Genomic DNA, 24,114 nt, shown 5'->3' on the forward strand with positions numbered 1-24,114 from the left:
AAAATTTTATTTTTACCACACTCAAAAGCTGCGCAATTGAAAGTATCGAATGAAATGAAGGTGGGAGTGCTTGCAACCGTTGCAATTGTTTTACTCGTTCTTGGTTACAACCTGCTACGTGGCAAAAACGTTTTTAGCCGGGATAATGTCTTCTATATCAGATATGAAAATGCAGGTGGAATTGCTCCGGCTGGTTCTGTTCGTTACAAGGGAATGAAAGTCGGTCATGTGCAGGATATAAAATTGGCAACAGATGGTTCCGGCCAAATCGTAGTCTCTGTAGCAATTACACCAGATCTCCAGATTCCGAGGGGATCAACAGCCACTGTAGTAAGTCCTGATTTAATCAGTCCCAAAGCAATTCAACTTGATTTTGTTGCCTCCAATGATTTTTACAATAGCCATGACACCCTTGTTTCTAAAGTCGGAAGAAATGGTATTCAGGAAGTGCAGTCACAGGCAGAAGCGCTGATTGCCACAATTGATTCTGCAATTAATTCTATTAGCGGAATTTTTAATAGTGAGACGAAGTTAAATTTACAAAAAAGCGTGAAAAGTATTGAAAGCACATTAAAGACACTGGACAACGCAACATCTAAAATGGATGTGATGCTGAATGACAACGTAAGCCGTCTTGATCACATTTTTTCGAATGTAGAGTCTATTACTACCAATCTAAAAAATAACCAGGAAGAGATCAATAACCTGATAAGTAACCTTTCCGCTATTTCAGATACAGTTAAGCGCAGTGAAATTGGGGCCACCGTGCGGGAAGCAAAAGAAGTATTGGAGGAAGTGCGTAATGTGATGATAAAGATTAATGAAGGTAAAGGTTCTATGGGTTTACTCATGAATGATGATAAGCTGTATCATAATCTTGAATCTTCGACTCAATCACTGGATGCACTGCTGATTGACATGAAAGCCAATCCTGGCCGTTATGTGCAGGTTTCCGTATTCGGAAAAAAGGACAAGACACCACAGGAAACTCAAAACAAATAATTGGCGCACTCTTTCACAGTGAACCTCAGAATCATCCGGATGAATTTCTGCATAGAAAAACTTAGTCGGTTCTCTGTGCAATGCTTACAAAATCTGTGTAAGCTTTTTTCTTTATTGTTCCTGCTCGTACTGACCTTGTCTGCTTACGCTCAAACAGGTGAACCCATAGAAATTGTTAATGCCGATGAATTGCAATACAGCGAACAAGGCAATATTGCGGTAAGGAAACTTGTGGGTAATGTTCAGCTAAAGCAAAAAGATGTCACTCTTTTTTGCGACCGCGCAGATTTTTATTTCGATGAAAATATTGTTGACGCATTTGGTAATGTTCATATCCGGCAGGGTGATACCATTCATATTTACGGAGAAAAACTACACTATGATGGCAATCTTAAAAAGGCGAAGCTGAATACGAAAGTGAAGCTCACCGATTCAAAAATGGTGCTCACTACAGAAGAACTGGATTATGATCTGAATACAAGGGTAGGCTTCTATCTTAAAGGAGGCAAGTTGTTAAGCGATGAAGCAATCCTCACCAGCCAGCATGGTTATTATTATTCCAATTCGTCTGACATGTTCTTTAAGCAGGATGTGAAGCTCACGCATCCGGATTACGTGCTGCATACTGATACTTTAAAATTTAATACTGCCTCACGAACTGCTTATTTTGTAAGTCCGACCACCATTAATTCTGATTCATTCAACGTGTATTGCGAAGGAGGATATTACAACACACAATATGACGTGGCTCAATTTGAAAAAAATGCACGGCTCGATACACGGACACAGCAACTAAAAGCAGACACCATTTTTTACCAGCGCAAAAGAGGTTATGGATATGCGCGTTCACATGTCAGGTGGGCTGATACACTGAACAATATTTTTATGCTGGGAAATTTCGCGCAGTATTATGAAAACAATGATCGTATTATCGCTACTGAAAATGCTGTGCTGGTTATGGTAATGGATAATGATTCGATGTTTGTAACTGCTGATACACTTTTTTCCTATAAAGATACGGTCGGCAATTATCGAAATCTTTTTGCCTATCACCATGTAAAAATTTTCAAGAGCGACATGCAAGGTGTCTGCGATTCAATCGCATTCACTTATCGGGATTCGGTATTCAGAATGTTTGGTGAGCCCATATTGTGGGTATCTGATAATCAGCTCAGCGCTGATACAATGAACATGTATTTAAGAGGCGAAGAACTTTATAAAATGGACCTGCTGCAGACAGCATTCGCTACGAATGAGTCTGATTCCGGATTGTATAACCAGGTGCAGGGCAAAAATATGTATGGGTTCTTTGTCGACGGACGATTGCAACGGATGGAAGTGGAAGGCAATGGAGAAAGTATTTATTATGCAAAGGACGACAGCAACGCATACATCGGAGTAAACAAAGCTATCTGCAGCAACATGACAATTTATTTTTCGGTAGACAAAAAAGTAGACCGCATTTATTTTCTCACGCAGCCTGATGCGACGCTTTATCCTTTGAACGAATTTCCTAAGGAAGAATCGAAGCTGAAAAACTTCCGTTGGTTCATCTCAAAAAAACCAAAATCAAAGGAAGAACTGCTGAAGCCAACTGCTCCTGATTAATATACAAGTGAGGAAATGACGGCAACTATTTGACAGAATTAGTTATCTTGAGTCAATATCTTTTTACATATCTTATACGATGACACACAATGAAATTTCGGCCATATTGGTCAACATTTTCTTAAAGATTCACCGGACTTTAGGTCCCGGCTTGCTTGAATCAGTTTATGAGGAAGTCATTTGTTACGAACTTTCGAAGTTGGGTTTAGCTTTTACACGCCAGGAAGGCATCCCGGTAATCTATGAAGCAATCACAATGAATTTAGGTTTTCGTGCAGACATCATTGTTGAAGAAAAGGTGATCGTAGAAATTAAATCTATTACCGTCCTGGCACCCGTGCACTTCAAAACAGTGCTAACTTATTTGAAACTGTCAGAATTAAAATTGGCTATGTTGGTGAATTTTAATGTTGAACTAATTAAGGACGGAATTCATCGTATAGTTAACAATCTGTAATGCTTACTACAGTCGTAGTTTGTCGGACTCCAAGCTCGCAATTAATGTATAAATGTTCTTAGTAGTTAATCCTTTGCCGCTTAGCGCCTCTGCGAGAACAAATGCGCGCTAAGTCGCAAAGCTCGCAAAGAAAGTGTTGGTGTTCTTAGAAGTTAATCCTTTACGCGCTTAGCACCTCTGCGAGAACAAATGCACGCTAAGTCGCAAAGCCTGCAAAGAAAGTGTTGGTGTTCTTAGTAGTTAATATTTTACGCGCTTAGCACCTCTACGAGAACAAACTGCACGCTAAGTCGCAAAGCTCGCAAAGAAAGTGTTGGTGATCTTAGTAGTTAATCCTTTGCCGCTTAGCGCCTCTGCGAGAACAAACTGCACGCTAAGTCGCAAAGCTCGCAAAGAAAGTGTTGGTGTTCTTAGAAGTTAATCCTTTACGCGCTTAGCACCTCTGCGAGAACAAATGCGCGCTAAGTCGCAAAGCTCGCAAAGAAAGTGTTGGTGTTCTTAGAAGTTAATCCTTTGCGCGCTTAGCGCCTCCGCGAAAACAAATGCACGCTAAGTCGCAAAGCTCGCAAAGAAAGTGTGGGTGTTCTTAGTAGTTAAACCTTTGCCGCTTAGCGCCTCCGCGAGAACAAATGCACGCTAAGTCGCAAAGCTCGCAAAGAAAGTGTTGGTGTTCTTAGAAGTTAATCCTTTGCGCGCTTAGCGCCTCCGCGAAAACAAATGCACGCTAAGTCGCAAAGCTCGCAAAGAAAGTGGTGGTGTTCTTAGTAGTTAATCCTTTGCGGCTTAGAGCCTCTTCGAGAACAAATGCGTGCTAAGTCGCAAAGCTCGCAAAGAAAGTGTTGGTGTTTTTAGTAGTTAATATTTTACGCGCTTAGCACCTCTGCGAGAACAAATGCACGCTAAGTCGCAAAGCTCGCAAAGAAAGTGTTGGTGTTCTTCGTAGTTAATATTTTAGGCTTAGCACCTCTTCGAGAACAAGCTGCACGCTAAGTCGCTAAGCTCGCAAAGAAAGTGTTGGTGTTCTTAGAAGTTAATCCTTTACGCGCTTAGCGCCTCTGCGAGAACAAACTGCACGCTAAGTCGCAAAGCTCGCAAAGAAAGTGTTGGTGTTTTTAGTAGTTAATATTTTACGCGCTTAGCACCTCTGCGAGAACAAATGCACGCTAAGTCGCAAAGCTCGCAAAGAAAGTGTTGGTGTTTTTAGTAGTTAATATTTTACGCGCTTAGCACCTCCGCGAAAACAAATGCGCGCTAAGTCGCAAAGCTCGCAAAGAAAGTGTTGATGTTCTTAGAAGTTAATCCTTTACGCGCTTAGCACCTCCGCGAAAACAAATGCGCGCTAACTCGCAAAGCTCGCAAAGAAAGTGTTGGTGTTCTTAGAAGTTAATCCTTTACGCGCTTAACACCTCTGCGAAAACAAATGCACGCTAAGTCACAAAGCTCGCAAAGAAAGTGTTGGTGTTCTTAGTAGTTAATCCTTTACGCGCTTAGCGCCTCTTCGAGAACAAGCTGCGCGTTAAGTCGCTAAGCTCGCAAAGAAAGTGTTGGTGTTCTTAGTAGTTAATCCTTTGCGCGCTTAGCGCCTCAGCGAGAAAAAGCTGCACGCCAAGTCGCAAAGCTCGCAAAGAAAGTGTTGGTGATCTTAGAAGTTAATCCTTTACGCGCTTAGCACCTCCGCGAAAACAAATGCACGCTAAGTCGCTAAGCTCGCAAAGAAAGTGTTGGTGTTCTTAGTAGTTGATCCTTTGCGCGCTTAGCGCCTCTGCGAGAACAAATGCGTGCTAAGTCGCAAAGCTCGCAAAGAAAGTGTTGGTGTTCTTAGTAGTTAATCCTTTGCCGCTTAGCGCCTCTGCGAGGAAAACAGGTTAGTTTCATGGGGATAACTTCTTCAGATCCAATTTCTTGATTCCGCTGTTCTTAACGAAATTTGCAGCGCGTTTTAGCAACAATATGTACATCATCAAGATTCATGGTAAAGTGAAAATCCCCGATTACATTCAAATACGGGATGATCAGTTTACGTTATTGTCCTATTTTCGTGCAGACCGGCCTGAAGAGGCTTTAAAAAAAATAGGATTGGCAGAAAAGGAAGCAGCAGTAAAACAAATAATTGCTGCATTGCCCTATGGCAAAATTCAAAAGCTGGAGGTTTAAGATTTGTCAGGTGTAAGTTGTCTTACTAATTAAAAGCATCATGGAAGAACAAGTGATCATAGAATTAAGGGATGGTATTATTTACCAACAAGAATCATTGATTTTAAGTAATGTGAATCTCACTATTCACAAAGGAGAATTTGTGTACCTGATTGGTAAAACAGGAAGTGGAAAAAGCTCCTTGCTAAAAGTGTTATACGGAGACTTGCAACTTGCCGGCGGATCCGGCTTTGTCGCCGGCCATGATCTGAAAACCATTACCTGGAAAAAGCTTCCCTTTCTCCGGAGAAACCTTGGCATTGTTTTCCAGGATTTTCAGTTGTTGACCGATCGGACGATTGATGCGAACCTAAGTTTTGTATTGCATGCAACCGGTTGGAACGATAAAGAAAAAATGAAGGATCGTATTGCAGAAGTGTTGGAAATGGTGGGATTGAAAACAAAAGGATTTAAGATGCCTCATGAATTATCTGGCGGTGAACAGCAGCGTGTGGTGATCGCAAGAGCATTGTTAAATCATCCTGCGTTAATTCTTGCAGACGAACCTACCGGCAATCTCGATCCTGAAACCTCTGATGAGATTCTGCGGCTGTTAATGGACATCAGCCGTGAATCGAATACCGCTGTGCTGATTGCTTCTCATGATTTTATGACTATTCAGAAATTTCCATCGCGTACCCTGAAGTGTGAGAACGGAAAGGTGTTTGATACTTCTGTGCTGGAAGCAGTATAACGGATTATTGAACGGCTGCATACAATACTTTTATCAGTTTCGCCGCATTTACAAGATTGGAATATTGATTTCCTAAAATTGCTTTTCTATGGTCAACATCCTCCTGTTTAAACGGCACCATCATCAGCTCTCGCACCACTTGTTTTAACTCCTCTGATTTATCCCGCACAATACAAAGTTCTTCCAGTCCCGTGTTTTCTATCATCGGTGAATTCACCACTGCATAGCGACCATTAAACAATGCATTCAGCAACTTAAGTTTAGTTCCGGTATTTTGGAAAGTAGGCAACAGGTTAATGTGTGCATGCCGGATAAGCCGCATCATTTCCACTTCGCCCGGATTGATACGCAACTCTACATTCCTGTTCTTTTTCACAGCATCCACCAACATATCGGAAGGGTCAGATCCTGCAATGATCAGCTTCACATCAAGGTCATTAAATAATTTACTTACCAGGAAAAGTGCTGCCTGGTTGTTTTCCACCACCGCAAGATTACCATGATACAAAACGTACTCTCCGTGGCCAGGTGTGGAAATCACTTCTTCATTTGGGTGAAAGGCTGGTAATTCTGTTACGTTGTCAAATTTTTTGCTCAGGTATTCAAAATCATTTTTTGAAATCGGCAGCAAATGATCTGCAAAGGAAAGCACCTTTTCAAAGTTCTTCAGCTTCACGGATTCTGTAAAAAAATAAAACTTACGGAACATACCACTCTCATTTTTACCAAGGTGACGGTAATAGTCCCATTCTACATTGTGCATGCGAACTGCTTTAAACCTGTCTTTCAAATCATCGTGATCCAGGTAATAACAGGTGTGCAGACCTTCAAATAAAATCGGAGCCTGATCAAGTGCGAGGTTTTTCAGTAACTCACTTGACTTGCGTGTTTTCACTATATAGGGAGTGCGGGAGGTGAAATCACGAAAGCTGTGTTCGCGTTTGTAATAAAATACTTCCTCACACAGTTGATTCAATACATCGGATTCTTTCCGGCCATATTCAAAGCAGTGCAGTTTGATTCTTATACCACTGTCATGCAATGCTTTTATTTTATAAAACACATCCATCACGCCACCGTAATCAGGTGGATAGGGAACATTGAAAGAAATGATGTGTAACAAATTACTCATGTCAGTGATTGGTAGAAAGCAAGAAGTTTCTGTTCTTCTTTCTGCCAGTTCCATTCCTGCATCGCCAGCAGGCATTGTTCATGATAGCGAAAATAAGCATCTTTATTTTCAATGAGTTCAACTACCGCTTCCACTATCGTTTTCGTTTCCAGGTCATTCACCAAAACAGCTACTTCATACTGTTGATTCAGTTGCTTGTATTCAGGGAAATTCATCGTGATTACCGGGACTCCTGCATGCACATAGTCAAAATATTTATTGGCGAGTGAATAATAATAACTCAATCCTTTATTCTCGAGCAGGTTTACGCCAATGAAACTTTGGTTGGTAATTTTTCTCAGGTCGTCAGGGTGTTGCTGTCCGAGAAAAATTACTTTTTCCGATAATTTTAATTCAAGAACAAGCTTTCGTAAGGCAACAGATAAATCACCTTCGCCAGCAAGTTTCAAATGCAAAGGAATATGTTGCATGGCAGTAATCAGTTGTTCAAGTCCTCTGCCTTCATTCAAAGCACCTTGATACAAGATGAAGCGATCGCGTAATTTGTTTTCATCAACAGTAATACTGTTTTCAAGTAAAGGAACATTTCTTACCACCTCAAAAGTGCGACCATACTGACTATAAAAATAATCTGCCAATGCACCACAAACGGTATAACACTTCTTAATTCTATCTATGGAATATCTCTCAACACGTTTCCATAAATCCTGAATAACAGGTCTCCGGATGACTTCGGGTACTTCAGTAAAAATTTCATGAGCATCATAAACACATTGCTTCTTTTTCACTTTCGATGCCATGTAACAGGGAAGGATCGTATCCAGGTCAATTCCACATACTACATCAAATTTTTTGAAGAGCAAATAGAAGAAGAGCCGGATATTGAATTCCAGGTAAAATAATTTTCCCTTTCTGAATAATAATTTCAGCCGCTTTTGTCTGAATGTTTTATTTGCAAGCGGAACACTCTCTTTAAGTTTTCTTCCTACCAAAGTCACTTCATATCCATGATTGGCAAGCGATGAACAAATCCTGTTCATACGCTGATCATAAGTCAGATCATTTACTACCGTGAAAACTATGTGCGTCAAATTATCTGGCTATTCGGGAATTAATAAATCCTGCAAATGAAAGGTATTCATTTAATATCTACTGTAATACTGTAGGCCATTTGGTGGTATTTCATAATAATCAGAACAACATCTCTCAAGGATTTTACAACATTGCATGAGTAGAAAATCAACGGGATTCATTAAACACGGAATATGAGTTGATGCTGATCATTCAACTGCAATTCCTCATTATCAAGGAGCCACTGAATAGTTTCGAGCATTTTCTTTTCATGCATTTTGGGTATTTTATTAACTACTTCAGTTATTGTTTGTGGCTTAATTTGCAATAAGTTTTTTACCTGTAATGTAATCTGCTCAAATTCGAGATCTGAAAGATCAAGCCGGTTCCTTCGCAAACAAAGATCACAAATGCCACAGCGTGGTGCATCTTTTTCTCCGAAATACGCCAGGAGCATCTGACTGCGGCAGGAATTGATTGTCAGCAAATAATTTTTCATCGCTGTCAACCTGAGCTCATGCGCAAGCTTTCTGCGCTTCAGTAATTCATAATCAAAGGGCATGCGATCGCTGTCCGCTCTTGGCTGCAGGAAAATAACCTGCGGAACATCTTTTTGCGGCTCATATTTCAACAGATTAAATTGTTCAAGCTCCTTAAGTTGGACAACCACCTGTTCACGGCTTAAACCCGTAAATCTCGCTAAGTCATTTTCGTTGATAGGCACAAAGTCCTCAAAGATACCTGAGTAGGAGCGAAGCAAAGTGCGAAGCAACGTCTCATGTTTCTTATTCTCCACTTCAAAACGATACAGTACTTCTTTATTTACTTTTAAAAGAATACGCGATCGGATGAAAACGGCTTCCGTGAGGGCGATATATCCTTCCTGCTCCAGGGTTTTCAGGGCTTGCAAAGTTTCAACAGGATTGAAACGGTATTTTTTACTGAAGAAAGCGATGTCGAAATCAAAGCTTTGATTTTCTCCAGCACCAATGGCCAGTTGAAAATGATTGGCCAAAGCCTGGTAAGTCTGACGGATTTTTTCAACAGCGGGAATAAAATGTTCAAGCCTTTCAGTAAGATCAGCAACATCGCTGTTGTTGTAAAGCAACACTGCAAATGATTTCTTTCCATCCCTTCCTCCCCGTCCTGCTTCCTGAAAATAAGATTCCATGTCATCCGGTACATCCATATGTACTACCAGCCTTACATCCGGCTTATCGATGCCCATTCCAAATGCATTGGTGGATACCATCACACGGGTTTTGTTTTTAGTCCAGGCTTCCTGCTTTTTAGAACGGGTAGCATGATCCAATCCTGCATGATAATAATCAGCACTGATATTTTTTTTCTTCAGGTAATCAGCTATCTCTTTTGTTTTTCTACGGTTGCGAACATAAGCTATGGCAGTTCCCGGCACTTTGTTCAGCATTTTTGCAAGCCGTTCATTTTTACTTTCTTCAAACAACACGGAGTAGGAGAGGTTGTCGCGTTCAAAGCTTTTCTGAAATACGTTTTTATTTTTGAATTGCAGCTTGTCGCAAATGTCAAGCACTACGGGCGGCGTTGCCGTTGCAGTAAGTGCAAGCACCGGCACTTCAGGAATAATAGCTCTGAACTCAGCAATGCGGAGATAAGGTGGCCGGAAATCATAACCCCACTGTGAAATACAATGCGCTTCATCTATTGCCAATAAATTCACTTTCATTTTGGCAACGCGTACTTTCAGAATATCTGTAGCAAGTCTTTCCGGTGATACATACAGAAATTTATAATTGCCATACACGCAATTGTCGATGGCAATATCTATCTCCTGCTTGCTCATGCCACTGTAAACTGCTATTGCTTTTATTCCTTTTTGTTCAAGATTCGCTACCTGGTCTTTCATCAGCGCAATGAGTGGTGACACCACGATGCAAATACCTTCCCTGGCTAATGCCGGAATCTGAAAGCAAACAGATTTCCCTCCGCCGGTTGGTAGTAATGCAAGTGTATCTTTTCCATCCATCACAGATTGAATGATATCTTCCTGCATATCCCTGAAAGTGGAAAAGCCCCAATATTTTTTTAACAGGTCATGAATAGTCATCTGCATAAAAATAAGAAAGGGAAAATTAAACGGATTATAAAGCAGTCTTATAGAAAAACTATAGCTGAAATAAATATCATGGTTGTCCAACTAAAAAAAGCACTTTGGATTAAAATCCAATACCGGAGCGCCTCCTCTAACCCCACGCTTTAGCCATTCCATTCAATTCGAAAATATTGAAATAAAGAAAGTCACCCCGTGGCCCCTCAAGGGGCGCCTTTCTCCTGTGCCATTCTGTGGCCCGATGGGACGCATTTGGTCATTGGACATTTCATTGGTCATTGGTCATTGTTTCAACTCAGTGCAATCAGAGCGACAGAAAGGTACCGGCGTGAGGTGCCCCTTGAGGGGCCCCGGGGTGACGGTTTCTTATTTCCATGAAGTTCAATATGAACTTCATATTTAAGCAAAACAAAAAAAATAAGGAGAGCAAAAAAGCTTAATTGCGATCACCCCATGGTCCCTCAAGATGGCAAAAGAAAAAGTGATCAATCTATACATTGACGCAGAATGGTATTTAAACCAGCGCATCTTCCTTATCGGTTATTCCTATGACCGTAAAAACTTCGGACAGCTTTATGGCAAGAAACTTACCGCAAAGAATTTCAAAAAATTATTTACCAAAGTTACCGGCAGCGTTTTTTGTTACGGACCTGATACCGGAATGCTGGAAAAATTCTTCAAATGGAAGTTCAGAGATAAATTCCGGTGTGTAAACCTGATGAAGGTTTTCAAAGACCATATCAAAACCGGCAGCTTCAAACTAAAGGACCTGGAACATAAATTCAGCATCCGGCGCAAAGTGATGAAATACAAAACCAGCATCTTTCAGATTTGGGGTGATTGGCGAAATCCCAAGAAAAAGAAAGCAGTGCTTCATTACAATAGGGAAGATGTGGTTAATCTGGTGCGGCTTACTTTCAAGATTTTTAAGAAATACAACGTAAAGAGCAAATATCTTGATACCATAAGGCTGAAATAATTTCATCCCTAACCTGGTAAAGTTTATCTAATTTTCATGTCGAAATAAGCAAAATTCGGTATGAATTTGAATATTGAGCATCTTTCACATCGCAATCCCAGCAACGATTACAGCCAAAAAGATTACCATCCGGGCGGGATGGTAATGCCGGGGAGGAGTTTCTCCAATGAAATCTATGGATTTGGATTCAATGGCAAGCTAAAAGATGATGAGATAAAGGGGGCAGGGAATAGTTACAACTACGGATATCGAATATACGACTCACGGCTCGGAAAATTTCTAAGTATTGACCCATTAGATAGAAATTATCCTTTTTACACGCCATACCAATTTGCAGGAAATACTCCAATAACGGCAATTGATATTGATGGCAGAGAGCCAGAATCTGTCGTTTCATTTAACCCTATGACCGGGTACTATAAATTTACTGAGCCAGTTATTCATTTATTTACAATGACCACAGGCGTTGACGAGAATCTCATACGAAATGTAGAAATAATTAACAAAGGAGCGACTAAAGGACAAATTTTAAGTTGGTTGAAAGCGCCTTTGTACAATCCAAATGAAGGAGGCGGTGCCATTACTAGTTAAGCACTTACCACAATATGAAGAATCAAAAACTAAGGAAACATATGTCCTCAGCTTTGGAGTTGAATATCTCTTCAGCGGTGGACACAATAATGCACCCCGAGAAAGTATTGCTAATGAAGGAACGTATAACTACATAAAATTTAAAAATTTTATAGATAAAACAGTGGGTCCAGATGAACTTTATAATTTATTAAATAATAATAATCTGACCGATCAGGGGAAAATGGATAAATTAGATATATGGAACCAAGTATATTTGGAGGAGCTTAATAAGAAAGTATCATCACTTTTACCTAAAGAAGGAGAATTGGAGAATCAAACCATGGATAAAAACAATAAGGAGTCAAATGTTTCAGAATCAACCAATCCAAATAGATAGTAAATTCATAATCGTGAGATTTTTATTCTTATTTATTGCTACGCTGACATTTACTGGTTGTTTAGATAATGAAATTTATGTTGACAAGGAAAAATGGATAATAACTACTTGTGATAAACACTCATTAACTCAAATGTATATAGAAAAAAAGGGAGGAGTTCTTTATAGAATTAAATTAAGAAAAAATGGAAGTGGTGATTTATTCGCATTAAAGGGAGACAACACTGAATTTGAAATAACAGTACATGATGTCGTAATCAATGAATTTAAATTGGAACCAAATTCCTTTTATAAAATTGTGAATGTGTCAAATGGAGATGCCACAGGGTCAACTATTTCTTTAGAAACAGATAGTAATACAAATATAAAAGTAATTTCAGAAAAAAATTGTCACTAAGTTGGATAAAAGGCTAAGGTTGTCAGTACATTTAAATTTATAGGTTTAATATTGTATATAATTCGTTTTATTAAAATCAATTTAGTAGTAGTTCTTGAATTGGAATTGAAATGGTTTGAACCGGTGATTGTACGGCTAAGTGATTACCATCCGGGCGGGATGGTAATGCCAGACAGAAATTTCTCCAATGAAAATTATCGATTCGGATTCAATGGAAAACCAAAAGATGATGAGATCAATGGGAGTGGTGATAGTTATGACTATGGATACAGGATCTATGATCCACGAATAGCAAGATTCTTAAGCGTGGATCCTCTTTCCAAAGGTTATCCATTTTATTCTCCTTATCAATTTGCTGGCAACACTCCGATTGCCGCTGTTGATGTTGACGGTCTTGAACCGACAACAATCATCGATAAGAATGGAAATCTTACAAAGCCAATTATTGGGTTTTTACAAGGAGCAATAGATATTCAGAGAAGAGTTTCTGAATCTACGCTATGGATGGAAGGTTCAAGAAGCGCAGTATGGAAACTTTCAGGAAAACCTACTGCTGACACTTGGGGAAATACTGTATTTTTTGATCCATCTCTTCAAAGTAATATGGATGAACATTTTTGGGCTCAATTAGTTGGGCATGAGCAAACTCACCGTATGCAAATTGATAAGATAGGTTGGATACCATTTGCATCAGCTTACTACAAGGAGTACAAAGAAAATAAGAAAAAGGGGTTAGATGATTACGATGCTTATAGGCGTATAAGCTATGAAGCTGAAGCATATGCACAAGAGGCAAAGTTGGCTGATTTTTTTTCTGACCCCGGCAACACTAAAGGTTTTGATTTTATCATCCACAATGCACTTTTAACAGATCAAGAGAAATCAGAAGAATTAGAAATTGAAGGCATAGAGAAAGTAGCGATACCAGCTATAGAAAATACTATGCAAGATGTTCAAACGGTTATGTCAGAAACAAAAAACAGGACTAAAAAAGCATATTTGGAGGGACTTTATGATCAACTTGGAAAAGATTTACAGAGCAAGAAGAATCGAGCTGCAACTTTAAAACAACAATTAAATGGGAGTAAATAAGGTTATTGTAATTACACTGATAATATTTTTTTCATTGCTAACCAACGGGTGCGGCAGAAGAGTGTTCTCTTGTCAAAAATGGTTAAAAGATGATATAGAGCCTAAAACCATAAATGGGGTGGTTATTTGGAAATCTGAAAATAAAGATTGTTTAGGTGCTATCGTTGTACAACAATTCAATGAGTCTGTAGATACTTTAAAATTTTGCACTTGTCTTCAATACCGTAAAACTTGGGATTCTATTTCAGAAGGAGATACAGTGATTAAAAAGAAAAACACAATACAGTTGGAAATTACTAATGGCGAAAAACGGATGAGCTTTGATTATCCGTGTTGTGATCAGTAATGCATCCCTTTTGGCCTTAATTATCTTTATCAACGCAAACGCTTTCCTCGCAATGACACTCTAAAGTATGCTTCAATCAAATCAAGATGCACTTCTATTTTTTATGTTTAAGTTAGTTGCTTGATCTCCTGGTGTTGCGTTACAGTTTTTCCTTTTTTCGATATCAATCTTGGGTCTGACATCATTGCACTTGTGCTAGAGGAAATGCTAAAAAATTTCTAAATTTCATACAGTAATAAGCAAAATCCCGTATGAATTTAAGTATCACTAGCTATCATAATTCTACTAGAGAGTACAGCCAAAAAGATTACTAACCGGGCGGGATGGTAATGCCCGACAGGAGTTTTATCAGTTCAGAATATCAGAGAGGATTCCAAGGTTTTGAGAAAAATGACGATATAAAGGGAGCCGGGAATAGTTATACAACAGCTTTTAGAGAATATGATCCACGAGTTGGTAGATGGTGGAGTGTTGACCCGTTGACAAATGATTACCCTTGGCAAAGCCCTTATGTTGGATTTGATAATAACCCAATCAGGGTTATTGATCCTACTGGTCAAGGAGGGGAAGACCCTCAGGCATACATTGTCCAGAAGGGCAACACTTTGTCGCAGATAGCTAAAGATAATGGCACTACCATTAATGACATTATGGCTTTAAACAAAGACGCCATTAAAAATGCTGACAATATTTTTGCGGGTCAAACAATTAATATTCCAGGATCCTCTTCAAGCAGCTCGGCATCAAATAGAGCGACAACAATCAGCAATACAAACACACTAAACGTATCAAAAATTAATGAATCAAAATCACCAAACTCTTCGTTGCCAGTGAAAAGCATTAATGCTCAGGAGCAGCAAGGGAGCATGTTGGGACTTCCTACAGAATGGATTGGACCAACAATGTATTTATTGGGGCAACCACTGGATATATTAAAATCAACCGCTCCTCTAGCTTCAAATACGGGATCATCAGTTCTATCTTGGTCCATGTCAAGAGTTTGGCCCAATCAATCTCCAACATTAGGGAAGTTTCAATCTAATCTTTGGAAAAAAACATCGGCCGTAATAGGTAAGCAAACTGCAAAAGAAGTTGTAGGGGGTTCTTCAGCGGTTGTTGGTAGAGTTTTGGGAAGATGGGCAAGTAGTGCTGCCTCGGGAATTGGTCTTGCCTTAACAGTTTATGATTTTACAGCCGAAGTAGCAATACCAATGAGTCAAGGAGTATCTGACTATAGTAATACTTATAAGGATGCGGGTTTAATCTATCACATCTGTTTTGAGAAAGGAACATTAGTTTATGCAAACAAAGGTTTAGTTGCAATAGAAAGTATTCAGATTGGAGATTCCGTTTATACGTACAACATACAGACAAATGAAATTGAAGAAAGCAAGGTGTTAAATACTCTGGAACGAAACACAGGTGAGATTTACGAAATCACTACAATCGATCAGACAATATTTGTAACTGCCGAGCATCCGTTTTATATAGAAGGCAAAGGATGGGTAACAGTAAAGCAACTAAAAGTAGGTGATAAGTTTAAAACGATGAATAGCAAAACGGTTGAACAAGTGAAATCTTTAAGCTTACTGCAACAATCACTAACTGTTTACAATATTGAAGTTGACGGCAATCACAATTATTTTGTGACGAGCAGCAGTATTCTTGTTCATAACAAAGGTATTCATCCTGTGAAAGAATTAAAGAAGTTCAAAGAAAAAATTAAAATCATAAAGTAGTGCTAAATCTTCAAATCAGAAATCTGATGAGTGACGAAATTTTTAAAAAATTAAAAGACTTTGTTGAAAAGCAACAAAGCTGGGAGAAATATGATTTTCCTTTAGAAAGAACTACAAAAGTTGAACTTGATTTGGGAATTACTGGTGAAGATGCAATGGAGTTCATAATCGCTTATGGCGAGCAATTCAATGTAGATGTATCAAGATTTATGGCAGCAGATTATTTTGATGCTGAAGGTCATTCTTTATTTTCATTAGGAAATCAGAGGAATAAAAAAATCTTAACTCTTGGGGATCTGGAGAAAGGAATAAGTGCAGGAAGGTTAGACGAAAAAATAATCAACTTACCAATGTAGTGTTTAATTAAAACAATATTAAACCAAATACGTAAGGTGCAATTTCCACTTTCTGATCTTACAGGCAACAGATTTATTCTTTAATAGCTCAGACGCAGAATTACTACATTGCAATAATAATAGATCATAGTATAGATACAAAACAAAGGAGTGATAATATTGTTTGTTACTTAAATTTTTTTTAGGAGAAGGGACAAAAATATATTGGGCTTTGATCGTTCATTCCAACTGGTTAGTGGCTACTCAAGGAGTGGAATTTTCAGAAGTCTTTCCTCCAGGTGGCTTTATTTCTCTCAGTCAATGGTAATATCTTTACTAAATAAATTTGAGCTTTATCAATAATGTTTGAACAGTTTTCATCCAGATAATAATATTTGGCAACGATTGGTACTAATGTTTTCTTATCGATGTATCGAATGACATTGTAACAATGCTTATCTGCGCCGGTAACAGTGTATATTTCTTTGAAAATGTATGTTTTGAATTTTATTCCACACAGATAAAATGTGCTGTCTCTCCCTGTATAATAATTAACACCATCACATGTTACTTGATTTGATGAGAGGAAGAATGGACTACAGTTAATTAAAGTATCCCATTTTGAAAGAGAATACCATTTTGCTCTAGCAATTGACTCGTCCACATTACTTCTGTAAAGAAAATAAATTGAATCTTTTTCTTTTCTTAGAATAAATGGTTGCGTTGATAAATATACTACATCTTCAAAGGATGTATCATGAACGACTTTTAAAATTTCATTTTTTAAACTATCGACGAAGATGGTATCACTATAAAAATATGCATTGGATGAGTCTGGGTAGCCAGTAATGTGTAAAGTATCATGAAGAGTTTCTATAAAATAGTCAAGGACATGAGTCTCAATCCCCCCATTTAAGTTCCTCGATGTTTTCTCAAATACCAAGGTGCGATTTTGAATGGTACCCATTTGGCAGCCCCCTGAAAATGCCGTTAAAAAAATAAATAGAATCTGTGAACTACTTTGACTCATTAAATAGAATTTTCTAAGGACGCATAACTTCGCCTAATTCTTTCTTGTAATAAGATAATTCCAAGCGGAAAAAGGTATAGAAGTACCAAAATATTAATCATGGAATATTTGATGCTTATCTTAGGAAGTTGGGACAGTAATTGAGCTGATTTAAATATAAAATATAAATAGGAAATTAGAGCTGACGTTCCTATAAGGGGTAAAAGGTTAATAATGGGTGAACTGGAATTTTGGATAAAAGAGAATAGAAAGAGTATGAATGAAATAGGTAGGCCAGAAATGAGTATGATCAACAAGAACGTGTGAAGCATAAAATAATTCTGGGAAAACTTCTTATTGAATAAGATTATTATGGAATAGAGCCACATCAAATAAACTGTATATGATATCATATATATTAATACCATTGTTTGTAACTTTGAGCTATTTAGTAGATCACTAATTAAATCTCCAGAAGAAGGAATGCTGCCAAATATTGCTTGAAAAACAATCGGTAAAACTATTACTACGCAAACTAGAATCCATCTATTGACTTTCAGTAGTATTTTCATGTTATTTATTTGGGGTTATAGTTCTTGAAAAAAGAGGTATAAACAAGTCAAATTCTCCAAGAAGGATACCCCCTTCCTTTAAACCAATTCCAATACCAACCTTGGAGGTTTGTAAATTTGTGTTTAGGTTTAAAGAACTTCTTGAGTAAGTGAATCCACATATGGTAATATCAGTTGATATTATTTGCTCTTTTACGTTATCGCTGTGTGTTATGGTTACTGTTTCCTGATAAGCTCCACCTCCAAACGTTCCTAATCCTGTATCAAGATTTTTCCAACGCCTAACTGATTTGTCGCCATTCTCAGATACACCAAATCCTACTGATCTCCAATCCCTGATTCCAATTAAGTCAACTTCAATACCTCCGCCAACTGAAGCCAAACCTAAATCCAAGCTGGCAGATGCCCCAAAGGTCCAAAGAAGCGAGAATTCTGTCCCACTCAAATCAAAATATTCATCTTTTACTATTGTATTTGGTGGTGAGGAGGCACTAAATGTCGAAGAAGAGTTTGATACTGGTGTAATTGAATTTTCTGATTTGGTTGCAATTGGGGTGGTTGCGGTAGCTACATTCACTGTATTATTAATTCCTTTGTCATATTCCTTTCGAAGTTCACCAGGATTTTGGGGAACTGTTTCTGAAGTATAGAGACTGTTGTCAATTGTATACAGGTTATTATCAGCATGCCCGTCATCGCCAATTTCCGTTCCTGTACATGTAATCCAATGTCCATCATTGTCACCATTTGGATCAATATTGGTGATAAATTTATTGCTGAATGAATGATACGAAGACATCCATGGTTTTTGAGAGAAAGCAGGATCAATATTCCAGCGTCTGCTAAGCCGTGGATCATATTGCCAATAATCGGCAGTATAAGAGTTTCCGATCCCACATATTTCATCGTCTTTTTCTTGTCCGCTTGCTGCACCAAACCTGTACTTTAAAGAACTAAAACTCCTATCCGGCATTACCATCCCGCCCGAATAGTAATCCTGAGCACTGACTTGAACAGCTAACCAATAATCATAGTTGCCATTGGTTGTAGCCGTATCTACACCGATCTTTCGGTCATTGATCGTGGTCAAAACATTTCCAAGATGATTGGTAAGCTCGTATTGCTTTCTGCCTTGGAGATGATGGAAATACTTCGAGTAGGTGCTGCCGGGATAAACCACTGAATCAGGATTCAACACTCCCAACCGTGAACTTCCGTAGAGATCCTGTTCAATCCATCTCACGGTATCTTCTTTTAATTCATACATGGCCATAATGTTGCCCTGAGCGTCTCGGATATAGTAAGTAGAGGTAGTGTCACTAGAACCAGTAGCAATCACTCGTTTTGATAACCGGTTTTGTGAAACATCATATCCAAAATTAATTGCAAGGTCTGTATTGTCATTGTAAATCGAATCCACCTTTCCATAAGCAGTCCAGGTAATATCGAGCTTCTCTTTTTTATCTTCAATAAGATTCCCGGAATTATCATACACGTAGTTATTGCTTGACTGCTGATCAATATCGCTGGGATAGTTGCCGCTGCTGATGGCATCATCAACCTTCACTAATTTATTAGTTCCAGAGGTATAGTTGTAGGTCAAGTAATCCATGTTCACCTGCGAAACGGCTCCTTTACGAAGGTACGTAACAATATTACCATTGGCATCATAGGCAAGGTTTTCTTTGTATGCAGTCATGCCGCTGCCACTTGAACTCCATTTGTAATTGGCAGTATTAAAATTGTCAAAAGGCGTTACATCGGTAAGTCTGTTTAACTGGTCGTATAGGTAAGCATAGCCGATAGTAAGCGGCGTGAGCCCTTTTATGGTGTAGCCAATGTTATGGATGTTACCATTAAATAAGCCGGGGCAACAAACCCATCTATTGCCTCCGGCAAGATAAATTTGCCATCACTTGCTTCCCAATTGAATTCTTCAATGATTCCGATCAACATTAAAGCATCTCGTTGTCACAATGCTATCTATTGCCACCGGTTTTAACCGGCGGCAATAAATAACTTGAATCATAGCATTACCAAATCCTTATCCGTTGCTCTTCCGGCACAAACATTTTATCACCCTCCTTCACATCAAATGCAGCGTAGAAAGGAGTGAAGTTCATCAGCGGACCACGCACACGATAAATGCCCGGAGAATGCGGATCTGTTTTCACTTGTTGTAACAATGCCTGATCTTTTACTTTCTTCCTCCAGCTTTGTGCGAACGATAAAAAGAAACGCTGATCAGGTGTATATCCATCAATCTTCGTGGTGTCCTGACCTTGTTTAGTCAGCTTAAAAGCATCATATGCAATAGCAATTCCACCAATATCGGCAGTGTTTTCTCCTTGGGTAAGCTCACCATTTATATGTATTGAATCAAATACTGTAAAACTGTTGTAGAGATTAATAACCTGTTGTCCTTTTGCTTTAAACTTGTCGTTATCTTCCCTGGTCCACCAGTTTTTCAGGTTGCCGTCTTTATCGTATTGCGAACCCTGATCATCAAATCCATGCGTGAGCTCATGACCGATTACCATGCCGATGCCACCATAGTTCAAGGCATCATCTGATTCCACATCAAACATTGGAAATTGTAAAATGCCTGCAGGAAAAACAATTTCGTTGATGGTTGGATTGTAATACGCATTGTTAGTCGGTGGTGTCATGCCCCACTCATTGCGATCGACTGCCTTACCAATTTTAGACGTTTCAAATTCGTATTGATTCTTGCCTGAATTTTCGAGGTTTTGAAACCAGTTATTACGGTCAGTCGTCACTGCACTGTAGTTGCGCCACACATCCGGATAGCCAACCTTTTTAAGAAAGGTGTGCAGTTTCTCCTTTGCACGTTGCTTCGTGCTGTCACTCATCCAGTCGAGTTTACTGATCCGCGCCTCAAATGCTTTCTGCAGGTTATCCACTAATTCCTGCATGCGTTGTTTTGCTTCCGCAGAAAAATATTTTCTCACATATAGTTGACCAAGGTCTTCGCCTATGCTTCCATCAATAGCTCCGTAAACCCTTTCCCAACGCGGTTTGATTTTTTGCTGACCACTCAGTGCTCTTCCATTGTATTCAAATTTAGCGTTCACGAAATCACTGCTTAAGCCACTGGCTACATCATCCAGCAAATGAAAACGCAGATAGGTTTTCCAGGTGGATATTGGAGTCGTTTTCAAAAGGTCATTCAGCTTTAAATAGTAGGCAGGCTGACTCATATTTACTGAATCAGTTGAAACATGCAGGTTGCTGAACACTTCTTTCCATCCGATCGCAGGCATTTTTTTATCAAGGTCAGCCACCGACATTTTATTGTAATTGCTTTGCGGATCGCGCAACTCAACATTGGTGCGATGACTTGCAGCAAGTTGCTTTTCTAAGTTGTAAATGATGGTCGCATTCTTATTTGCAGTAACGGAATCATCACCTGTTAATTGAAATAAAGCGCTGATATACTTCAGGTAAGCTTTCACCACTTCCCGGGTGCCTTCATCTTGCATGAAATAATAATCACGGTCAGGCAACCCAAGTCCGGATTGAAAATAGATTGCAATATTTTTGGTGCTGTTTTTATCGTCGGGTGCCACATATTGACCAATCAGCATTGGATGGTAAAGCGTCCATTGTGATGCTGCAAACTTCATCACATCCTGTGCATTTTGCAAAGCTTCAATCTGATCCAGGTAAGGCTTTACGGGTTGATAACCCAACTGATTAATGGCGGTAGTATCCATTCCTGATGCATAAAAATCACCGACCTTTTGTTCCACGCTTCCTTTAGTTGAATTGGAAGCAGCAGCTTCTTCCAAAATGCTTTTGATGTTTGCTTTGGTTTTATAATCCATTTCAAGGCGCGCGCCGGCTCTTGATTCAGTAGGTAATATGGTGGCAGTGTCGTACCAGTTGCCGTTGGCATACAGGAAAAAATCATCGCCGGGTTTGATAGCAGTATCAATATTCTGCAACGACAATGTCTTTCTTTCTTTGTCTTTTTCTGCAGGACCAGCGCTTCTTTTGCAACTGATGCTTGCGGTAACAATAAGGATGATGGTAATCAGCAGGAGTGAAAATTTGTTCATGGGAATTTTATTTGTTGGCCGAAATATAAAAAGTTTGCTGAAGGGGGAAAATTTATTTCGTCAAACCGACTTCACCGAACCAATATTGAATGATACTATGCATTTGCCTTCATGCAATGACGTTGTTTAGGGTTCCCGAATCCGCCACGTCGGTCCCTGAGCGGAGTCGAAGGGCCCGACCACACAGTGCTGAACCCTGACTTGTCTGCATTGTGCTTCCTTGCCCTGAACTTGCCTGCCCTGAGCTTGCTTGCCCTGAGCTTGTCGAAGGGTCGAAGGGTCGAAGGACCGAAGGACCGAAAGATCGAAGTGTCGAAGATTAGAAAGGTCTAAAAGTCCGACTCCGCCGCGTCGGCTCCTGAGCGAGCCGAAGGGTCCGACCTCAAAACTCAAATCATCGCTCCATCCTTCATCGTCAACTTCCTGTCCGCCAAATTCGCGAGTTCCTCATTGTGCGTTACAATCACAAATGTCTGGTTGAATTTTTCACGCAATTGAAAAAATAGCGTGTGCAGCTCTTTAGCCGAATCAGAATCAAGATTACCTGATGGTTCGTCTGCCAGCACCACTTTGGGCGAATTAATGAGGGCACGCGCAACAGCTACACGCTGCTGCTCACCGCCGGAAAGTTCAGAAGGCTTGTGTTCCATTCTGTCTTTCAATCCGAGATAGGAGAGCAGCTCCTTTGCTCTTTCCCTGGTTTGCTTCACCTCTCTGCCGCCAATGTGCGCAGGTATCGACACATTTTCAATAGCAGTAAATTCAGGCAAGAGGTGATGAAACTGAAACACAAAACCAATGTGCTGATTTCTGAAGATGCCCAGCTTCTTATCAGGAAGTTGAAAAACATCAGTGCCTTCATACAAAACCTTTCCTTCGTTCGCACGATCCAGTGTGCCCATAATATGAAGCAGCGTGCTCTTTCCTGCCCCCGAAGGTCCGACTATTGAAACCACCTCACCTTTAGCAATATCAATTGATACGCCCCTCAGAATATGAAGATCGCCATAGTATTTATGAATGTTGGTAGCTTGTATCATGTATGAAAATTGCAATCGCCAAAGAAACAATTTTTGTATCACATCATTGGCTAAAGCATCATTTGGACCGGATCGGTGGACTAAGCGCTATATTATTTTCTATCACGCAATACATGTATGTTGCAGGTGGTAAAAAGTAAATTAGTCGCATTGAATTCTCCTGCATACACCATGACTTGCATATGTGCGATGCAAAAAAATAGATTCTTATTATGACAACCGTTGCAAAGTTGAAAATGATCAAAATCATCCATACAATCGTCTGGATTTTTTTCAATATAGTGCTTGGCTATCTTGCATATGCTGCGATCGCCGGGAAAATTGACAAATGGGTTTGGATAGGAATCAGTCTCATTGTATTGGAAGGAATAGTGTTGCTGATCTTTGGAAACAGGTGCCCGCTTACTGTAATGGCGAGAAAGTATTCCGATTCGTCCGCTGATAATTTTGATATCTATCTTCCGAACTGGCTTGCGAAGTATAATAAGCTGATTTACACCAGTATTTTTTTGATAATCATCGTTGCGATATTTTATAGACTGATGTCTTGAGATTTTGAAAGGCAAGTTTCCTGCGTCTTCTTGATGAGACGGAGCCAGTGTAAAAACATAAACCAGAAGCTGAATACTTGTGATTCATTCATAAATTTTATATTTTGTTGAATGCGTTCTGTTCTAAAATGAAGTTCGGATTTTAAATTTTGAGGGAGTCGAAGAACATTTTTTGAAGTACATCAACATAAACAATGTCGCAGTTCGACTACGCTCACTGTGACATTGTTCTTTTTCACTCATATGCCCGTTCGTCCGCGGAAATCAGTTCTTTTTCATTATTTCAAAAACCGCTTGATAGATGTTTCCGATCTTCCTTCCGGAATTTACTTTGCCACTGTCACACAAAAATTATAAAAGACATTAAAAGAGTAGATTAAATTCCAATCTCAATAAGTCCGGAACTACAAATCAATAGGTGTTTGAAAGCTTGGTGAGTTTCTGCTTTACTGAAAATTAAAAGAAGATTTGATTCGTGATTTACGTGGTCGAACGGGCATTAGAGTGGAACAAAAACAATGTCACGGTGAGCGTAGTCGAACCGCGACATTTGTTTTTGTTATAGCCCTCCCAAAAGAAATTGTCTTTCTTCGACACCGCTTTAAATGACAATTTTTTTGCTTCTCGCCACAACAGACAATAATTCCTCTGCATAAATTCAATAGTTCAATGATTCGAACACCTATGATTATAAATCCGAATTCGCGCAGCATCAATTTTTATGTCACCATGATGTCAGTTTGATTTTGTTGGTCG

Annotated in this window: 21 protein-coding genes; 14 read left to right on the forward strand and 7 right to left on the reverse strand. The window is 39.3% G+C overall.

Going from position 1 to position 24,114, the window contains the following annotated elements; genetic code table 11:
- Nucleotides 1-36 precede the first annotated feature (36 nt).
- From IPO83_16560 to IPO83_16580, 5 genes are all read left to right on the forward strand, one after another.
- Nucleotides 37-1,002: an MCE family protein gene (locus IPO83_16560; protein ID MBK9732866.1), complete on the forward strand. Its 966-nt coding sequence runs from the start codon at nucleotides 37-39 to the stop codon at nucleotides 1,000-1,002.
- Nucleotides 1,003-1,077: 75 nt separating this feature from the next.
- On the forward strand, nucleotides 1,078-2,610 hold the full coding sequence (gene lptC, locus IPO83_16565) for an LPS export ABC transporter periplasmic protein LptC (GenBank protein MBK9732867.1): 1,533 nt from the start codon (nucleotides 1,078-1,080) through the stop codon (nucleotides 2,608-2,610).
- A 79-nt stretch (nucleotides 2,611-2,689) separates the two neighbouring features.
- Nucleotides 2,690-3,067 carry a GxxExxY protein gene (locus IPO83_16570; protein MBK9732868.1) on the forward strand — a complete coding sequence of 126 codons (378 nt, stop codon included), beginning with the start codon at nucleotides 2,690-2,692 and terminating at the stop codon, nucleotides 3,065-3,067.
- Between the two features lie 1,950 nt (nucleotides 3,068-5,017).
- Nucleotides 5,018-5,221, forward strand: coding sequence for a fructose-6-phosphate aldolase (locus IPO83_16575; protein MBK9732869.1), 204 nt, complete (start codon nucleotides 5,018-5,020; stop codon nucleotides 5,219-5,221).
- A gap of 40 nt (nucleotides 5,222-5,261) precedes the next feature.
- Nucleotides 5,262-5,954, forward strand: coding sequence for an ATP-binding cassette domain-containing protein (locus IPO83_16580; GenBank protein ID MBK9732870.1), 693 nt, complete (start codon nucleotides 5,262-5,264; stop codon nucleotides 5,952-5,954).
- Between the two features lie 4 nt (nucleotides 5,955-5,958).
- On the opposite strand, the gene IPO83_16585 is transcribed toward IPO83_16580, so the two are convergent.
- From IPO83_16585 to IPO83_16595, 3 genes are all read right to left on the reverse strand, one after another.
- The gene (locus IPO83_16585; protein MBK9732871.1) at nucleotides 5,959-7,086 is read right to left on the reverse strand and encodes a glycosyltransferase; all 1,128 of its coding nucleotides are present in this window, start codon (nucleotides 7,084-7,086) and stop codon (nucleotides 5,959-5,961) included.
- Nucleotides 7,083-8,177 carry a glycosyltransferase gene (locus tag IPO83_16590; GenBank protein ID MBK9732872.1) on the reverse strand — a complete coding sequence of 365 codons (1,095 nt, stop codon included), beginning with the start codon at nucleotides 8,175-8,177 and terminating at the stop codon, nucleotides 7,083-7,085. The genes IPO83_16585 and IPO83_16590 overlap by 4 nt, the downstream gene beginning before the upstream one ends.
- A gap of 161 nt (nucleotides 8,178-8,338) precedes the next feature.
- Nucleotides 8,339-10,243, reverse strand: a complete 1,905-nt coding sequence (locus tag IPO83_16595; GenBank protein ID MBK9732873.1) for a RecQ family ATP-dependent DNA helicase — start codon at nucleotides 10,241-10,243, stop codon at nucleotides 8,339-8,341.
- 469 nt (nucleotides 10,244-10,712) lie between these two features.
- On the opposite strand from IPO83_16595, the gene IPO83_16600 reads away from it, so the two are divergent.
- From IPO83_16600 to IPO83_16635, 8 genes are all read left to right on the forward strand, one after another.
- Nucleotides 10,713-11,225, forward strand: coding sequence for a ribonuclease H-like domain-containing protein (locus tag IPO83_16600; GenBank protein ID MBK9732874.1), 513 nt, complete (start codon nucleotides 10,713-10,715; stop codon nucleotides 11,223-11,225).
- A gap of 60 nt (nucleotides 11,226-11,285) precedes the next feature.
- Nucleotides 11,286-11,816 carry a hypothetical protein gene (locus IPO83_16605; protein MBK9732875.1) on the forward strand — a complete coding sequence of 177 codons (531 nt, stop codon included), beginning with the start codon at nucleotides 11,286-11,288 and terminating at the stop codon, nucleotides 11,814-11,816.
- Nucleotides 11,800-12,195, forward strand: a complete 396-nt coding sequence (locus IPO83_16610; protein MBK9732876.1) for a hypothetical protein — start codon at nucleotides 11,800-11,802, stop codon at nucleotides 12,193-12,195. Before IPO83_16605 ends, IPO83_16610 begins: the two co-directional genes overlap by 17 nt.
- Nucleotides 12,196-12,208: 13 nt before the next feature.
- Entirely contained in the window at nucleotides 12,209-12,592 is a 384-nt protein-coding gene (locus IPO83_16615) for a hypothetical protein (GenBank protein ID MBK9732877.1), read from the forward strand.
- 51 nt (nucleotides 12,593-12,643) lie between these two features.
- Complete coding sequence (locus IPO83_16620) at nucleotides 12,644-13,684, forward strand: RHS repeat-associated core domain-containing protein (protein MBK9732878.1); 1,041 nt, start codon at nucleotides 12,644-12,646, stop codon at nucleotides 13,682-13,684.
- Complete coding sequence (locus tag IPO83_16625) at nucleotides 13,671-14,030, forward strand: hypothetical protein (protein MBK9732879.1); 360 nt, start codon at nucleotides 13,671-13,673, stop codon at nucleotides 14,028-14,030. The genes IPO83_16620 and IPO83_16625 overlap by 14 nt, the downstream gene beginning before the upstream one ends.
- A gap of 329 nt (nucleotides 14,031-14,359) precedes the next feature.
- Entirely contained in the window at nucleotides 14,360-15,769 is a 1,410-nt protein-coding gene (locus IPO83_16630) for a LysM peptidoglycan-binding domain-containing protein (protein MBK9732880.1), read from the forward strand.
- A 26-nt stretch (nucleotides 15,770-15,795) separates the two neighbouring features.
- Nucleotides 15,796-16,125, forward strand: coding sequence for a DUF1493 family protein (locus IPO83_16635; GenBank protein MBK9732881.1), 330 nt, complete (start codon nucleotides 15,796-15,798; stop codon nucleotides 16,123-16,125).
- Nucleotides 16,126-16,384: 259 nt separating this feature from the next.
- Here the strand turns inward: IPO83_16635 and IPO83_16640 are convergent, their stop codons facing one another.
- The 4 genes from IPO83_16640 to IPO83_16655 form a co-directional block, all read right to left on the reverse strand.
- Complete coding sequence (locus IPO83_16640; GenBank protein ID MBK9732882.1) at nucleotides 16,385-17,134, reverse strand: hypothetical protein; 750 nt, start codon at nucleotides 17,132-17,134, stop codon at nucleotides 16,385-16,387.
- 552 nt (nucleotides 17,135-17,686) lie between these two features.
- Entirely contained in the window at nucleotides 17,687-19,384 is a 1,698-nt protein-coding gene (locus IPO83_16645; GenBank protein MBK9732883.1) for a hypothetical protein, read from the reverse strand.
- Between the two features lie 334 nt (nucleotides 19,385-19,718).
- The gene (locus IPO83_16650) at nucleotides 19,719-21,767 is read right to left on the reverse strand and encodes a M13 family metallopeptidase (GenBank protein ID MBK9732884.1); all 2,049 of its coding nucleotides are present in this window, start codon (nucleotides 21,765-21,767) and stop codon (nucleotides 19,719-19,721) included.
- A 389-nt stretch (nucleotides 21,768-22,156) separates the two neighbouring features.
- Nucleotides 22,157-22,807 carry an ABC transporter ATP-binding protein gene (locus tag IPO83_16655; GenBank protein MBK9732885.1) on the reverse strand — a complete coding sequence of 217 codons (651 nt, stop codon included), beginning with the start codon at nucleotides 22,805-22,807 and terminating at the stop codon, nucleotides 22,157-22,159.
- 212 nt (nucleotides 22,808-23,019) lie between these two features.
- On the opposite strand from IPO83_16655, the gene IPO83_16660 reads away from it, so the two are divergent.
- Nucleotides 23,020-23,358, forward strand: coding sequence for a hypothetical protein (locus IPO83_16660; GenBank protein ID MBK9732886.1), 339 nt, complete (start codon nucleotides 23,020-23,022; stop codon nucleotides 23,356-23,358).
- Nucleotides 23,359-24,114 lie beyond the last annotated feature (756 nt).

The organism is Chitinophagaceae bacterium, assembly GCA_016717285.1.
Classification (GTDB): Bacteria; Bacteroidota; Bacteroidia; order Chitinophagales; family UBA10324; genus JACCZZ01.

Excerpts from the sequence above, each read along its gene's own strand:
- IPO83_16580 (MBK9732870.1), top strand. The coding sequence starts at position 5,262 with ATGGAAGAACAAGTGATCATAGAATTAAGGGATGGTATTATTTACCAA.
- IPO83_16630 (MBK9732880.1), top strand. The coding sequence starts at position 14,360 with ATGCCCGACAGGAGTTTTATCAGTTCAGAATATCAGAGAGGATTCCAA.
- IPO83_16600 (MBK9732874.1), top strand. The coding sequence starts at position 10,713 with ATGGCAAAAGAAAAAGTGATCAATCTATACATTGACGCAGAATGGTAT.
- IPO83_16660 (MBK9732886.1), top strand. The coding sequence starts at position 23,020 with ATGACAACCGTTGCAAAGTTGAAAATGATCAAAATCATCCATACAATC.
- IPO83_16570 (MBK9732868.1), top strand. The coding sequence starts at position 2,690 with ATGACACACAATGAAATTTCGGCCATATTGGTCAACATTTTCTTAAAG.
- IPO83_16635 (MBK9732881.1), top strand. The coding sequence starts at position 15,796 with ATGAGTGACGAAATTTTTAAAAAATTAAAAGACTTTGTTGAAAAGCAA.
- IPO83_16585 (MBK9732871.1), bottom strand. The coding sequence starts at position 7,086 with ATGAGTAATTTGTTACACATCATTTCTTTCAATGTTCCCTATCCACCT.
- IPO83_16625 (MBK9732879.1), top strand. The coding sequence starts at position 13,671 with ATGGGAGTAAATAAGGTTATTGTAATTACACTGATAATATTTTTTTCA.
- IPO83_16650 (MBK9732884.1), bottom strand. The coding sequence starts at position 21,767 with ATGAACAAATTTTCACTCCTGCTGATTACCATCATCCTTATTGTTACC.
- IPO83_16645 (MBK9732883.1), bottom strand. The coding sequence starts at position 19,384 with ATGACTGCATACAAAGAAAACCTTGCCTATGATGCCAATGGTAATATT.
- IPO83_16605 (MBK9732875.1), top strand. The coding sequence starts at position 11,286 with ATGAATTTGAATATTGAGCATCTTTCACATCGCAATCCCAGCAACGAT.
- IPO83_16575 (MBK9732869.1), top strand. The coding sequence starts at position 5,018 with ATGTACATCATCAAGATTCATGGTAAAGTGAAAATCCCCGATTACATT.
- IPO83_16595 (MBK9732873.1), bottom strand. The coding sequence starts at position 10,243 with ATGACTATTCATGACCTGTTAAAAAAATATTGGGGCTTTTCCACTTTC.
- IPO83_16655 (MBK9732885.1), bottom strand. The coding sequence starts at position 22,807 with ATGATACAAGCTACCAACATTCATAAATACTATGGCGATCTTCATATT.
- IPO83_16640 (MBK9732882.1), bottom strand. The coding sequence starts at position 17,134 with ATGAGTCAAAGTAGTTCACAGATTCTATTTATTTTTTTAACGGCATTT.